General features: G+C 71.7%; 12 protein-coding genes and 1 riboswitch. Of the genes, 2 read left to right on the top strand and 10 right to left on the bottom strand.

The window, feature by feature from the left end:
• The first annotated feature begins 128 nt into the window (after positions 1–128).
• Positions 129–749 carry a TetR/AcrR family transcriptional regulator gene (locus Sri02f_RS28825; RefSeq protein WP_109004250.1) on the top strand — a complete coding sequence of 207 codons (621 nt, stop codon included), beginning with the start codon at positions 129–131 and terminating at the stop codon, positions 747–749.
• Positions 750–846: 97 nt separating this feature from the next.
• Here the strand turns inward: Sri02f_RS28825 and Sri02f_RS28820 are convergent, their stop codons facing one another.
• The 5 genes from Sri02f_RS28820 to Sri02f_RS28800 all read right to left on the bottom strand — a co-directional run bounded on the left by Sri02f_RS28820 (position 847) and on the right by Sri02f_RS28800 (position 7,253).
• Positions 847–1,671, bottom strand: a complete 825-nt coding sequence (locus Sri02f_RS28820) for an SIMPL domain-containing protein (protein ID WP_109004249.1) — start codon at positions 1,669–1,671, stop codon at positions 847–849.
• A gap of 222 nt (positions 1,672–1,893) precedes the next feature.
• Positions 1,894–2,679, bottom strand: coding sequence for an SGNH/GDSL hydrolase family protein (locus Sri02f_RS28815; RefSeq protein ID WP_109004248.1), 786 nt, complete (start codon positions 2,677–2,679; stop codon positions 1,894–1,896).
• A 126-nt stretch (positions 2,680–2,805) separates the two neighbouring features.
• A complete protein-coding gene (locus Sri02f_RS28810; protein WP_109004247.1) occupies positions 2,806–3,516 on the bottom strand; it encodes a DUF6250 domain-containing protein in 711 nt (236 codons plus the stop codon).
• Positions 3,517–3,769: 253 nt separating this feature from the next.
• Entirely contained in the window at positions 3,770–4,711 is a 942-nt protein-coding gene (locus Sri02f_RS28805; protein ID WP_109004246.1) for a M23 family metallopeptidase, read from the bottom strand.
• A 4-nt stretch (positions 4,712–4,715) separates the two neighbouring features.
• A riboswitch (cyclic di-AMP (ydaO/yuaA leader) is annotated at positions 4,716–4,893 on the bottom strand.
• Between the two features lie 284 nt (positions 4,894–5,177).
• Positions 5,178–7,253: an alpha-galactosidase gene (locus tag Sri02f_RS28800; RefSeq protein ID WP_109004245.1), complete on the bottom strand. Its 2,076-nt coding sequence runs from the start codon at positions 7,251–7,253 to the stop codon at positions 5,178–5,180.
• 212 nt (positions 7,254–7,465) lie between these two features.
• Between Sri02f_RS28800 and Sri02f_RS28795 the strand changes: the two genes are divergently transcribed.
• Complete coding sequence (locus Sri02f_RS28795; RefSeq protein WP_109004244.1) at positions 7,466–8,263, top strand: tyrosine-protein phosphatase; 798 nt, start codon at positions 7,466–7,468, stop codon at positions 8,261–8,263.
• Positions 8,264–8,292: 29 nt separating this feature from the next.
• Here the strand turns inward: Sri02f_RS28795 and Sri02f_RS28790 are convergent, their stop codons facing one another.
• From Sri02f_RS28790 to ispG, 5 genes are all read right to left on the bottom strand, one after another.
• Positions 8,293–8,415, bottom strand: a complete 123-nt coding sequence (locus Sri02f_RS28790) for a DUF6126 family protein (RefSeq protein ID WP_109004243.1) — start codon at positions 8,413–8,415, stop codon at positions 8,293–8,295.
• On the bottom strand, positions 8,412–9,044 hold the full coding sequence (locus tag Sri02f_RS28785) for a helix-turn-helix domain-containing protein (protein WP_109004242.1): 633 nt from the start codon (positions 9,042–9,044) through the stop codon (positions 8,412–8,414). Before Sri02f_RS28785 ends, Sri02f_RS28790 begins: the two co-directional genes overlap by 4 nt.
• Positions 9,045–9,135: 91 nt before the next feature.
• On the bottom strand, positions 9,136–10,521 hold the full coding sequence (locus Sri02f_RS28780; protein ID WP_109004241.1) for an aspartate aminotransferase family protein: 1,386 nt from the start codon (positions 10,519–10,521) through the stop codon (positions 9,136–9,138).
• Positions 10,518–12,452 carry a 1-deoxy-D-xylulose-5-phosphate synthase gene (gene dxs / locus Sri02f_RS28775; protein WP_109004240.1) on the bottom strand — a complete coding sequence of 645 codons (1,935 nt, stop codon included), beginning with the start codon at positions 12,450–12,452 and terminating at the stop codon, positions 10,518–10,520. Before dxs ends, Sri02f_RS28780 begins: the two co-directional genes overlap by 4 nt.
• Positions 12,453–12,482: 30 nt before the next feature.
• Complete coding sequence (gene ispG, locus Sri02f_RS28770; RefSeq protein WP_109004239.1) at positions 12,483–13,658, bottom strand: flavodoxin-dependent (E)-4-hydroxy-3-methylbut-2-enyl-diphosphate synthase; 1,176 nt, start codon at positions 13,656–13,658, stop codon at positions 12,483–12,485.
• Positions 13,659–13,660: the final 2 nt, after the last annotated feature.

Genomic DNA, 13,660 nt, shown 5'->3' with positions numbered 1-13,660 from the left:
GTTTCGCGAGGGCCCGTGACCCGGTCCGGGTTCCGGCCCCCGGGATCGGCGTCGGCGTTCGGCGTTCGGCGTCGCGCTCCCTCAAGGCTCCCGCCCCGTCGTCGAGGGCCACGGATTAGGGTGATCGGGTGGCGAGGGTCCGGTTGAGTGTGGCCGAGCGGCGCGAGGAGCTGCTGCGGGCGGCCATCGAGCAGATCGAGGCGCGGGGCGTGGCGGCGGTCAGGATCGCCGACGTCGCCGCGGCCCTCGGGGTGAGCAACGCCCTGGTGCTCTACCACTTCTCGACCAAGGAGCGGCTGGTCGCCGAGGCGTTCGCCCGTGCCGCCCAGGACGACCTGGCGCACCTGCGCAAGCTGGTCGACCGTCGCACGACGGCGCTGCGCCGGCTGCGCGCGGCCGTGCGCTGGTACGCGCCCACGGGGCAGGCCAAGGGCTGGCGGCTGTGGATCGAGGGCTGGGCCGTGTCGCTGCGCGAACCCGCGCTGCGGGAGGTGGCCCGGGGTCTCGACCAGGAGTGGAAGGCCGCGCTCGTCGAGGTGATCACGGAGGGCGTGGCGGCGGGCGAGTTCGCCTGCCCGGACCCGGCCGGTACGGCCCTGCGCCTGACGGCCCTGCTGGACGGGCTCGCCGTACAGCTGACGTCCTACGAGGGCGCGGTGTCCCGGACCCGGGCGCAGGAGTGGGCCGACGAGGCGCTCGACCGGGAACTGGGCCCGGCGCCGGGAACGCCGGACGCCTCGGCGCGCTGAAGGGCCGGGAAGCCCCGAGTCGGCCGGTCGGTCTGTCGATCGATCGATCGCGATCGAGCCTCCGCGTGATCGAACCGCCGAGTGGTCGAACCGCCGGTCAATCGAGTTCGTAGACCGCCGTCACCGTCGCCCCCGCCCGGATCTCGCCAGGGGCGACGGGCGTGGCGCCGGCGCCGGATGTCTCCCCGGCCGGTGACGCGGGGCGCGGGTAGGTGGAGGCGTCCTCGCTCAGGGAGACCAGCGCACCCAGGCGGCGGCCGCTGAGGCGGGCGTACTGCTCCGCCTTGGCACGGGCGTCGGCGTGCGCGGCCTCACGGGCGCGGGCCTGCAGCGGAGCGGGGTCGGAGACGTCGAAGACGACCGAGTCGACGCGGGCCGCATCGCCGGCGGCGTCGGTGACCGCCTGCAGGACCGCGCCGGTCCTCGCCACCTCGCGCACCTTCACCGTGAACGACTGGGCGGCCTGATATCCCGTCAGCCGTGGGGCCCCGCCCGTGTAGTCATGGAGAGGGGTGAGGGTGACGCCCCGCGTGTGGATGTCCCGCTCGGCGACGCCCTGGGCGCGGGCGGCGGCCAGCAACGCGGCGGCCGCCCGGTTCTGCGCGTCCAGCGCGGACTGCGAGGTCTTGGCGGAGGTCTCGACACCTGCGTCGACCACCGCGACGTCGGGCGGTGCGCTAGCGCTGCCCTCACCGGTCACCGTCACGGTGGCCGGAGCCTGAGCCAGGGCCGGAGACGGGGCCGGAGCCGGAGCCGGAGGAGAAGACCGGTCGGAGGCGGGAGCGGGGGCGGTCGGCGCGGGACGGGCCAGGGGCGCCGGGCGGACGGGCCGCGCGAGCGCCGGCGCCGCGGCGAGCGCCGGAACCCCGAGTGCGAGCAGGGAGACGACGGCCGCGGCCACGGGCCTACGGGAAAGGTGCATGCGGGACCGGTCCTCGGAGGTGTCGGACGTCAGCGGTGGGCGGGTGCGGTCATCCCAGCACCCGCCTCCACGCGTGCCGGGACGCCACTCCCGTCCGATCACCTCACTGGTGGAGCGGCCGGCCGTCCGAAGTCGACGGCCGGCCGCGTCCGATCGGTCCGCGTCCGCTCATCAGTCGGCGCGCGCTCAGGCGACGGTGCGCGCTCAGGCGACGGTGCGCGCTCAGGCGACGGCGGAGATCCGCATCCTGATGTCGTCCGGCGACAGCGTGCCCTTGGCGACCACATGGTCGCCGGAGGACTCCCCGCGCAGCCGGCGGCCGATCCACGGCACCAGGTACTCGCGCGCCCAGTGGACGTCGTCGCGCCGCACCTCGAGGGTGCCGCGCGGCGGGAGCAGCGGCCAGGGCTGCTCGGGGTCGGCCGGCACCTCCAGGCCGAGGACCTGTCCGGCGCGCAGCGCCACGCGCGTGTGCCCCTCCGGGGAGAGATGGAGCCGGTCGCCGTCCCAGGCCCTGCGGTCCTGCACGGACTTCAGGGACCACAGGTCGAGCACCGGACAGCCGTAGCGGTCGGCGACGGCGCGTACGTGTCCGTTGTAGGTGGCGATCTTGCCGCGCAGATGCTTGAGCACGGGAATGCCACGGGTGTCGAAGCCGGTCGTCACCATGACGGTGCCGGCTGCGGCGGTCAGGGCCGAGATCGCGCGCTCGAAGCGCTCGGCGACCTCGTCCGGGTCGGTGCCGGGACGGAGGATGTCGTTGCCGCCCGCGCAGAAGGAGACCAGGTCCGGGGCGAGTTCCACGGCCCTGGGGAGCTGGTCCTCCATGATCTGGTCGAGCAGTTTTCCGCGGACCGCGAGGTTGGTGTAGTCGAAGTCGCCTTCGGGCCGCCGGTCCGCGAGGAGCACCGCGAACCGGTCCGCCCAGCCGACGAAGGCCCCGTCCGGGCCGGGGTCGCCGACGCCCTCGGTGAAGCTGTCCCCCACCGCCACGTACGACCCGATCACTGATCTGTTGTCACTCTTCGAATCGTCTGCCACAGCAGTTCATGATTCACCTTCGAATGTGACTTACGCGACCGTAGGCAGGGATTGACGGACGGTGAGATAAGCCACTCCTAAAGAGTTGGCCAATCAGGGAATAAGAGACCACGCCCGGAAGTCGTTGATCCGGAAATGACTCCAGGTGGTGCGGAACGCGAAATGGCCGCCCGTGTACGGCTCGGGGTCGGTCCAGTCGAAGACGAGCCGCCCGTTGTTCCACCACCGCACGGTCGGGCCGTCGGAGACGATCCTGACGTGGTGCGGGGCGTTGGCCACGAGCAGCGGCTCGGTGTAGTCGCGGATCAGTGGCCGTTCCCCCGCCCGGCCTACGTAACGGCGCAGCCGGGTCGTCGTGTTGCCGTTCGCACCGTAGCCCACGTAGTAGGTCTTGAGCTGGTCGTACTCGGCGAGGGCGCCGTCGCGCCGGGTGGCGAAGAGGTCGTCCGGGGAGCGGACGTCGACGGCGTTCCAGAAGTTGTTGAGGTCGGACACCCGGTCGTTGACCCCTCCGGCGCCGACGGGCGTGGCGACGTACTCGAGGACGTACGGACCCTGGAACGGCCGCCTGAACCAGATCGTGGCCCCGGCGGGCACGTCGACCTCCAGCACGCCGCGGGAGGCCGTGACCGTCCCGCCCTGCTCCAGTTCCACGGCCCACTGGCGCAGACCGTGGCGGAAGTCGTCGTGGGCGATCAGCCGGGGACGGCGGCGCGGTGCGGCGCCGGCGTCGGTCGCGGGCGCGAGGGCCCCCAGGGCCGCGCCGGCGGTGAGGGTTGCGAACGCTCTGCGCGTGGTCGTCACGGGGATGCGGCTCCTTCGGTGGGAGGTCGAAGCGCGAGAAAGCGCTTGCCCTGACGGAGATCACTGTGGCCGCACTCGCGCCCCGTGTCGATGGGACGGCGCGGGGCGCCACAGGACCGCAACGAAGCGACGGGAGGCCGGGAGATCCCGGCGGTCGGCTCCGGTGGGACCCGGGACACGTCGAAGGCCGGGCCCGGATCTCTCGATCGGGGTCCGGCCTTCGACGGCGTGTCAGGCGGAGGCGGTCGGGGGGTCAGCCGACGGCGACGCCGTGCGAGCGCAGGTAGGCGATCGGGTCCACGTCCGAGCCGTAGTCCGGGGTGGTGCGGATCTCGAAGTGCAGGTGCGGGCCGGTCACGTTGCCGGTCGCGCCGGACAGGCCGATCTGCTGGCCCGCGGTCACGGTCTGACCGGCCGAGACGGACAACTGGGAGAGGTGGGCGTACTGGGCGTAGTAGCCGTCGGCGAGCCTGATGACGACCTGGTTGCCGTACGCGCCGCCCCAGCCCGCGGACACGACGGTGCCCGCGCCCACGGCCTTCAGCGTGGTGCCGGTCGGGACGACGAAGTCCACACCGGTGTGGTACCCGCTGGACCACATGCTGCCCGCCTGGTGGTACGGGGTGCCGATGGTGGCGCCGTCCACCGGCAGGACGAATCCGCTGGAGGTGCTCTCGGCGGCCTGGGTCGCCTTCGCGGCGGACGACTTCACGGACGCCTTGGACTCCGAGGCCTTCGACGAGCCCGTGGAGGACGAGGACTTACGGGCCGAGGACGCGTCGGACGGCTTGTGGGCGCCGGACGCGGCCTTCTTCCCGATCGACAGCTTGAGGCCGGGGTGGATCAGCGACGGGTCGTCGCCGATGGCCGTCCGGTTGTCCTGGTAGAGCCGCTGCCAGCCGCCGCTGACGTTCTGCTCGTCCGCGATCTTCGAGAGGTAGTCGCCGGACCGCACGGTGTAGGTCTTTCCACCGGCGGCCTTGTGGGTCGCCCCGGCGGGCTGGGCGGCCTTTTCCGAAACCGTCTTCGCGACCGACTGTGCGGAAATCTGCGAAACCGAGTCGGGGGTGGCCGCGTGAGCGCCGGAAGCGCCCATCAGCGGAAGGGCGAGTGCGGCGCCGCCCGTTCCGGCGACGGCTATGGAACGGGTGAAACGCTGGGCCTTGGGACGGCGGTGCTTACCCTTCGCGGGCATGACGAATTCCTCTCCGGCGCCTGCGAGGTGAGCTGTCGGGTGCGGGCTGGAGATGCCCGGCCGCGCCGAGACGCGACTTGACCCCGAGCCTGTTCCGGAGACCGGAACAGGCGGTTGTGCCTGTGGGTCCCCCGCTCCTGCCATGCACGGGTGAGTGTGCGGGATCCGGGCGGTGGCAGGATTAGGCGTCCGTCCGGATTGGGGTGGAACGTAAGCGACGCGGACGCACGGAGACAAGCAGAGGTTGCACTGGTCACGCGTTTGTCTTGATCCCCGGTGGGAATACCCCGTCACCCTGCGTGAAACGCGGGCTCTTTTACCGCCGAACACCCTGTGGAGGCATGCGAATTACGTGAACATGACGGGCCACTCAGGGTCACGAATATGACGCTGCTCACGTGACGGCTCTCCAGGTCCCTTTATTTCCTGGCGAGTTGGAACGAAGGATTCAATTCGGACAGATACCTCAGATACGACGCAGGCGGATAACCGTCGCATCGAGGTCGCCCCGCAGTCCGACGCGCAATCCGTGGTGCAGCAATACCGCACCCCGGTGCACTTCGCCCGTTTCACGGCATTCGTACGACGCCGTGGGGTCGAGCCCGCGCAGCCGCAGCGCGGGGACGGGCTCGCCGAACCGCTGGGCCTGGAGCCAGGCGAGGACGACGGCCTCATCGCCGCGCACGTACTGCACTGCGCTCAGCCCGCCCGCCGGAGGGCGCAGCCGGTACAGGTCGCCGTGCTGCACGAGCGGCCGGATGTCCTTGTAGAGATCCACCCATCGACGCGCCTCGGCGAGCTCCTCCTCGCTCCATTCCGAGAGGTCGCCTCCCACACCGAGCACCCCTGCCATGGCGCTGACGAAACGGAAGCGCAGAGAGCTCACACGGCCGTTGAGCTGCTCGTTGGGGCTGTCGGTGACCCACGCGGCCATGACCCGCGCGGGGTGGATCTGACTGAAGCCGTGCTGGATGTCCAGCCGGTCGAGGGGGTCGGTGTTGTCGGAGGTCCACACCTGGTCGGTGCGGCTCATGATGCCGAGGTCGATGCGTCCGCCGCCGCCCGAGCAGGACTCGAAGGCGACGCCCGGGTGGGCCGCCCGCAGCCGGTCCAGAAGGCGGTACAGAGCCCGCACGTGGTCGACCCAGAGGCGCTGCGGGTAGGGGTCGTCCGGCCAGCCGGCGTCGGTGAAGCAGCGGTTGAAGTCCCACTTGACGTAGTCGATCGGCGCACTGGACAGCAGCCCGTGGAGCTGCCCCCAGAGGTACTCCTGGACGTCCTCGCGCGCCAGGTTCAGCATGAGCTGATTGCGGAACTCCGTCCGCTTTCGTCCCGGCTGGAACTGCACCCAGTCGGGATGCGCCCGGTACAGGTCGCTGTCCGGGTTGACCATCTCGGGCTCGACCCAGATGCCGAACTGCATGCCGAGGGCGTGCACGTAGTCCGCGAGGGGCTTCAGCCCGTTGGGGAAGCGGTCGGGGTTGGGCTGCCAGTCCCCCAGTCCGGCGTGGTCGCCGGTGCGCGCGCCGAACCAGCCGTCGTCGACGACGAAGAGCTCGACGCCGATCGCCGCGGCCCGGCGGGCGAGGGTCGCCTGCTGCTCCTCGGAGATGTCGAAGTAGGTGGCCTCCCAGGAGTTGAACAGCACCGGCCGGTCCTGTCCGGCGTCCGGGACGACGTGGGCGCGCTGGTAGGCGTGCCAGGCGCGGCTCGCACCGCCGAAGCCGGCGTCGCTCCACAGGCCGGCGAAGACGGGGGTGGTGAACTCCTCGCCCGCCGTGAGAAGCAGCAGGCCCGAGTCGTCGTAGCCCGCACCGCCGGTGATCTGCACGCGCGCGTCGGGAAGTTGGGCGACGGCGATCCGCCAGGAGCCGGACCAGCCCAGGGCGCAGCCGTAGACCTCGCCGCGCTCCTCGGTCGCGTCGGTGTCGAGGGCGACCCAGGGCAGGTGCTGGTGTCCGGTGTGCCCGCGACGGCTGCCGATGACCTTCTCGCCATAGGTGAGCGGGGACCGCGTCAGCCGCGACTCGGCGGCCCAGCGGCCGTGCAGCTGCGACAGCCGCCACTCGTCGCGCAGGGGCAGGGTCCAGGTGGCCGAGTCCGCGCGGAGCAGCTCCAGGGGCTGCTCGCCGTCGTTGCGCAGGGTGGTCCACCGCTCGACGACGTCGCCGCGCATCCGGTAGTGCAGGGTGAGCGCGAGCCCGCCGTCGCGGAAACGCAGCCGGAGCTCGTCGCCGTCGCCCTCGTGCTCCTCGAAGGTCCACTCGGTGCCGCGCCGCTCGTCGGTGCGCACGGACAGGGCGGGCCGCACGAAGCGGGGACCGCCCTCGACCGGGTACTCCTCGTGCCCGTCGAGCGGGGCCTCGAAGGAGGCGCCGCGCTGCGGCGGCGCGAGCGCGGCGAGGGCCTCGGCGTCCGCGAGCGCGATGCGCGGGCCCCAGTGCAGATGGAGCAGCTCGGCGGCCTCGGTGAGATGGAGGGCATAGCTGCTCGTCGGCCCCGAAAGGAGCCACGTACGGCCGTTGTCGGCGATCTCGGGCATCAAACCCCCACTGATTCGAACAGGTGCGATCAAACGCCAACATCATCGAGTGCGGTCGGCCCGCTGGGCAACTCTCTGGCGACAGGACTCTCACCTGGGCGGACGCCCTGTGGACAACCCGTTGCCCGGGGAACCCATGTCGTATCGTCGGGGAGATGTCCCGTCGGCCACCACGAGCCGCGCCGACGGAGACCGACAGGGAGGGAGCCCCAGTGACGCAGCAGATCCCGTCGACCGAGCCCCAGCTGGCCGGCGTGCGCAACTTCCGGGACGTCGGCGGTCTGCCGACCGTGGACGGCCGGCGCGTGCGGGCCGGCGTGCTGTTCCGCAGCGGTCACCTCGCGCACGCGACCGACGAGGACGCCGCGTTCCTGTCCGGCCTCGGCCTGCACACGATCTTCGACTTCCGCAACGCGGCCGACCAGCGGCTGGAGGGGCCGGACGTCGAGCTGCCGGGCGTGCGCAACGTCAACCTGCCCCTGTCGGACCCGGCGGACGGCGCCGAGTTCTGGAAGATGGTCCGCGACGGCCATGTCGACCAGCTGCGCGGGATTCTCGGCGACGGCAAGGCCGCGGGCCGGATGATCGCCTCGTACCGCACGATCGTCAAGGAGCGGACGGCCGAGCACGGGCGGGTGCTGCACTCGCTCGCGCAGGACAGCCTTCCGGCGCTGATGCACTGTGCGGCGGGCAAGGACCGCGCGGGTCTGTCCGTCGCGGTGACGCTGCTGGCCGTGGGCGTGGAGCGGGACGCGATCCTCGCCGACTACCTGGAGTCCAACGCCCGGCACCGCCGCTACAAGGTGCACCGCAGCTCCACCGCGGGTGAGGCCTACTCCCCCGAGATCATGGAATTGCTGAGCCCCCTCTTCGACGCCCGCGCGGAGTACCTGGAGGCGGCCTTCGAGACCGTGGAGGAGACCTGGGGCGGGGTCGACGCCTATCTGGAGCAGGGCCTCGGGCTCTCCCCCGAGACCCGCGAGCGGCTGCGCGAGCGCCTGCTCGACTGACGCCGCCCGGCCGGCGTGCGCGCGGGCGCCTACTGGCTGGCCCCCACCTCGAACAGCAGCCACAGGAACCCCGCGAAGAGGTGCCCGACGGCGATGTAGATGAGCAGCCGGATCCACAGGGTGCGGGGGAACTTCTCCTCGTAGTCGCTCATGGCGTCACTCGGCTCTCTGAGGGGTTCGGCCCCAGGCACAGCGTGGCGGTGGGGCTCTGCAACAGGGTGTGGACGAAAAGGAGCTCGACGCCGTCGGGATCCTGGGCGGCGATGCGGTGCGGGGTCAGCGAGTCGAAGTGCGCGCTGTCACCCGGGCCCAGCAGGTCCGTGGTGTCCCCGAGGCGCAGCCGCAGCCGGCCCCGCAGGACGTGCAGCCACTCCTCCCCCGGGTGGACGCGCACGATGTCGCCCTGGGAGCCGTGCGGGACGTGGACGCGCAGCGCCTGCATCCCGCGCCCGGAGGCGCCGGCCTGCCAGTACGTCCAGCCGCCCGCGCGGGTCGGCTCCATGCCGGCGGCGCGGACCACGGCGTCGCGGTCGGCGACCGTCTCCCCGAGCAGATCCGAGACGGTCGTACCATAGACGCGCGCGAGCGTGAGCAGCATCGGCAGCGAAGGCTGGCGCTGTCCGGTCTCCAGACGGGAGAGATGGGCGGACGACAGTCCGGCGGCGCGGGCCGCGGCCTCCAGGGTGAGGGCGGCCCGGCGGCGCAGGGCGCGCAGCTGGGGGGCCACGGCGGGAAGGGCCTCGGCCTGCGGCGGCGAGGGCTCTGACTCGGGCGAGTGCATGTCTCCATTGCACGCCGGATTTGCCTCTGCGGCAAATTCCTTGCCTCAGAGGCAAACCGCTCGGCCGCCGCGCTCGCGGCCGTCCCGGCGGTCAGCGGTTGGCCACCGCCTGCTTCACCAGCGTCTTGCCGAAGTCCCACATCAGCCCGCCGCCGCTGTGCGCGTCGTCCATCACGGCGGTGAAGGCCTCGACGAACCGGTCCACCTCCGCCTCGCCGACGATCAGCGGCGGGATCAGCTTGATCACCTCCAGGTGATCGCCGGAGACCTGGGTGAGGATCCGGTGCCGCTGCAGCAGTGGCACGACCACCATCTGCGCGAACAGCCCCTTGCGCGCCGCCTGGAGCATGGTCCAGCGGCTGCGCAGCTTCAGCGAACGGGGCCTGCCGAACTCGATGCCGATCATCAGCCCCCGGCCGCGGACGTCGGCCAGCAGCTCGTACTTGTCCGTCAGCGCCGCGAGCCGGGACTTCAGGAGCTCGCCCGTCAGCCGGGCGTTCGCGACGATCTGCTCGCTCTCCATGACGGCCAGCACGGCGAGCCCCGCCGCCATCGCCTGCGCGTTGGAGCCGAAGCTCGCCGAGTGCACCAGCACCCGGTCCATCGACGAGTAGACCTTCTTGAAGATCCAGTCCTTGCCGAGCGTCGCGCCCACCGGGACGTACCCGCCCGACAGCGCCTTGGCCACGCACACCAGGTCAGGCTCGACGCCGTCCTCGTGCTGGTAGGCGTAGAAGTCGCCGGTCCGGCCGAGGCCGGTCTGCACCTCGTCCACGACCAGCAGCGCCTTGTGCCGGTGCAGCAGTTCCTGGGCGGCACGCAGATAGCCGGGCGGCGCCTCGTGCACCCCCTTGCCCTGGATCGGCTCGACGATCAGGGCGGCGACGTCCCCCTTCGCCAGCTCCGCGGCCAGCGCGTCGAGATCGCCGAGCGGGACGGGCGTGTCGGGCAGCAGGGGCGCGAACCCGTCCCGGAAGCCCGACTCGCCGTTCACCGACAGCGAGCCCGTGGTGAGCCCGTGGAAGGCGTGGTCGCAGTACAGGACCCTCGGCCGGCCCGTCGCGTACCGGGCGAACTTCAGCGCGGTCTCCACCGCCTCGGTGCCGCTGTTGCCGAAGAACACGCGGTCCAGGTGCGGGCTGTGCGCGAGCAGCCGCTCGGCCAGCAGGCCGGGCAGCGGCTGGCAGTCGAAGCGGGTGAGGTCGGCGAGCTGGGCGTCCAGGACGTCGTGCAGTGCCTTGCGGACGACGGGGTGGTGGCGGCCGAGGCCCATCACCCCGAACCCGGCGAGCATGTCCAGGTAGTCGTTGCCGTCCGCGTCCCAGAAGTACGCGCCCTCGCCGCGCTCGTAGACCTTGTCGAAGCCGATGGTGTGCAGCATGCGCGGCAGTTGGTGGTTGAGGTACCTGCCGTGCAGCTCGTAGCGCTCCGCGCCGCGCTCGGCCAACAGGGCGCCGAGGTCGAACTCCGTGGTCATTCAGCCTTCTCCTTGACTGGCTCCTCGACCGGGCCGGCCGCCGCGCCGGCGACGGACCCGGCGTCCTTGACCGCCAGGCTCGCGCCGATCCGGCCGGCGATCTCGACGGGCGTGAGCCCGATGTCGGCGAGCACCTCGCCCCGCTTGGCGTGGGCGAGGAACCGCTCCGGGATGCCGAACCTGCGGACGGGCACGTCGACGTCGGCATCGCCCAGGGCCAGCGCCACCGCCGATCCGACGCCGGCGGCCCGGCTGTTGTCCTCGACGACGGCCACCAGCCGGTGCCCGGCGGCGAGGCCGGGCAGGGCCGGGTCGACGGGCTTGACCCACCGGGGGTCCACCACCGTGCAGCCGACGCCCCGCGCCGCGAGCAGCTCGGCGGCCTGCAGACACACCGGCGCCATCACGCCGACGGCCACCAGCAGCACGTCCGGCCGCTCGCCCCGGCGCAGCACGTCCATGCCGCCCACCCGGTCGACGGCCGGCACGTCCGGTCCCACCGACTCCTTGGGGAAGCGGACGAGCGTCGGGGCGTCGTCCACCGCGACCGCCTCCCGCAGCTGTGCGCGCAGTTGACCGGCGTCACGGGGAGCCGCGATGCGCAGCCCCGGCACGACCTGGAGCACGGACATGTCCCACATGCCGTTGTGGGACGCCCCGTCGACGCCGGTGACCCCGGCCCGGTCCAGCACGAACGTGACCCCGCAGCGGTGCAGGGCCACATCCATCAGCAGCTGGTCGAAGGCCCGGTTGAGGAAGGTGGCGTAGACGGCGACGACCGGGTGCAGACCACCCGTCGCCAGGCCCGCCGCGCTGACGGCCGCGTGCTGCTCGGCTATGCCGACGTCCCACACCCGGCCGGGGAAGCGTTCGGCGAACTTGCCGAGGCCCACCGGGTGCAGCATCGCCGCCGTGATCGCCACGACGTCGTCGCGCTCCTCGCCGATCGCCACGATCTCGTCGCCGAAGACGGACGTCCACGAGGGCCCGCCGGCCGGCGCGAGCGGTGCGCAGGTGAGGGGGTCCATCGCGCCGACGGTGTGGAAGCGGTCCTCCTCGTGCGCCAGGGCCGGCTCGTAACCGCGCCCCTTCTCGGTCAGACAGTGCACCAGCACCGGACCGTGGAAGCGCTTGGCCCGCCGCAACGCGGACTCGACGGCCCCCAGGTCGTGTCCGTCGATCGGGCCGACGTACTTCAGGCCGAGGTCCTCGAACATGCCCTGCGGGGCGAAGGCGTCCTTGAAGCCCTTCTTCGCGCCGTGCAGCGACTCGTAGACCGTGTTCCCGACGAGCGGGGTGCGCAGCAGGACGTCCTTCCCCCAGGCCAGCACCTTCTCGTAGCCGTCGGTCGTGCGCAGGGTCGCCAGGTGGTTGGCGAGGCCGCCGATGGTCGGCGCGTAGGAGCGCTCGTTGTCGTTGACGACGATGATCAGCGGCCGGTCCTTGGCCGCCGCGATGTTGTTGAGGGCCTCCCAGGCCATGCCGCCGGTGAGCGCGCCGTCGCCGATGACCGCGACCACGTGCCCCTTCTCGCCCCGCACCTGGCGGGCCTTGGCGAGGCCGTCGGCCCAGCCGAGCGCGGTGGAGGCGTGGCTGTTCTCGATGACGTCGTGCTCGGACTCCTCGCGGGACGGGTAGCCGGACAGGCCGCCCTTGCCGCGCAGCTTGGAGAAGTCCTGACGCCCGGTCAGAAGCTTGTGCACATAGCTCTGGTGCCCGGTGTCCCACAGGATGCGGTCGGCCGGCGACTCGAAGACCCGGTGCAGGGCGACGGTCAGCTCCACCACGCCCAGATTGGGACCGAGGTGCCCGCCGGTCCTGGCCACCGCGTGCACCAGGAACTCCCTGATCTCTTCGGACAGTTCACCGAGTTCCGCCTCGGACAGCGCCTTCAGGTCGCGTGGTTGCCGGATGGTCTCCAGGATCGTCACGTCGGGCCCCCTCTCGGTCCGTGCCTTGCCTCAACTCACCGTCACGGCCGGTTTCCCCGTGACGGCGGGGGCGCCGGAGGCGGCGCCTTCCCGCTCCATCTGCTCGGCCAGCTTCATGGCTTCCTCGATGAGGGTCTCCACGATCTTCGACTCGGGGACGGTCTTGATGACCTCGCCCTTGACGAAGATCTGGCCCTTGCCGTTGCCGGAGGCGACCCCGAGGTCGGCCTCGCGGGCCTCGCCGGGACCGTTGACGACGCAGCCCATGACGGCCACCCGCAGCGGGACCTCCATGCCGGTGAGACCGGCGGTGACCTCTTCGGCCAGCTTGTACACGTCGACCTGGGCACGGCCGCAGGACGGGCACGAGACGATCTCCAGCCCGCGCTGCCTCAGGTTCAGCGACTCCAGGATCTGGTTGCCGACCTTGACCTCCTCCACCGGAGGGGCCGACAGCGACACGCGGATGGTGTCGCCGATGCCCTCCGACAGCAGCGCGCCGAAGGCCACCGCCGACTTGATCGTGCCCTGGAAGGCGGGCCCGGCCTCCGTGACGCCCAGGTGCAGCGGGTAGTCGCACTGCGCGGCGAGCTGCCGGTAGGCCTCGATCATCACGACCGGGTCGTTGTGCTTGACCGAGATCTTGATGTCACGGAAGTCGTGCTCCTCGAAGAGGGACGCCTCCCACAGCGCCGACTCCACCAGCGCCTCGGGCGTCGCCCTGCCGTACTTCTGCAGCAGCCGGCGATCCAGCGAACCCGCGTTGACGCCGATACGGATCGGCGTGCCGTGCTCCTTCGCCGCCTTGGCGATCTCGCGGACCTTGTCGTCGAACTGCTTGATGTTGCCCGGGTTCACCCGCACCGCCGCACAGCCCGCCTCGATCGCGGCGAACACGTACTTCGGCTGGAAGTGGATGTCCGCGATCACCGGGATCTGCGACTTGCGCGCGATCGTCGCCAACGCGTCCGCGTCGTCCTGCGTCGGACACGCCACCCGCACGATCTGACAGCCCGACGCCGTCAGCTCCGCGATCTGCTGCAACGTCGCACCGACGTCCGACGTACGCGTCGTCGTCATCGACTGCACCGACACCGGGGCCCCGCCCCCCACCGCCACCGGGCCGACCTGGATCCGCCGCGACTCGCGTCGCGGCGCCACCGGCCGGACCGGCATCTCGGGAACGCCCAGGGACACAGCGGTCACGC

This window comes from Streptomyces rishiriensis (genome assembly GCF_003112535.1).
Lineage (GTDB): Bacteria > Actinomycetota > Actinomycetes > Streptomycetales > Streptomycetaceae > Streptomyces > Streptomyces rishiriensis.
This window is presented reverse-complemented; position numbering and strand designations above follow the sequence as displayed.

Coding starts and splice junctions, on each gene's coding strand:
- Sri02f_RS28820 (WP_109004249.1), bottom strand. CDS start 1,671: ATGCACCTTTCCCGTAGGCCCGTGGCCGCGGCCGTCGTCTCCCTGCTC.
- Sri02f_RS28805 (WP_109004246.1), bottom strand. CDS start 4,711: ATGCCCGCGAAGGGTAAGCACCGCCGTCCCAAGGCCCAGCGTTTCACC.
- Sri02f_RS28800 (WP_109004245.1), bottom strand. CDS start 7,253: ATGCCCGAGATCGCCGACAACGGCCGTACGTGGCTCCTTTCGGGGCCG.
- Sri02f_RS28790 (WP_109004243.1), bottom strand. CDS start 8,415: ATGAGCGACTACGAGGAGAAGTTCCCCCGCACCCTGTGGATCCGGCTG.
- Sri02f_RS28785 (WP_109004242.1), bottom strand. CDS start 9,044: ATGCACTCGCCCGAGTCAGAGCCCTCGCCGCCGCAGGCCGAGGCCCTT.
- Sri02f_RS28780 (WP_109004241.1), bottom strand. CDS start 10,521: ATGACCACGGAGTTCGACCTCGGCGCCCTGTTGGCCGAGCGCGGCGCG.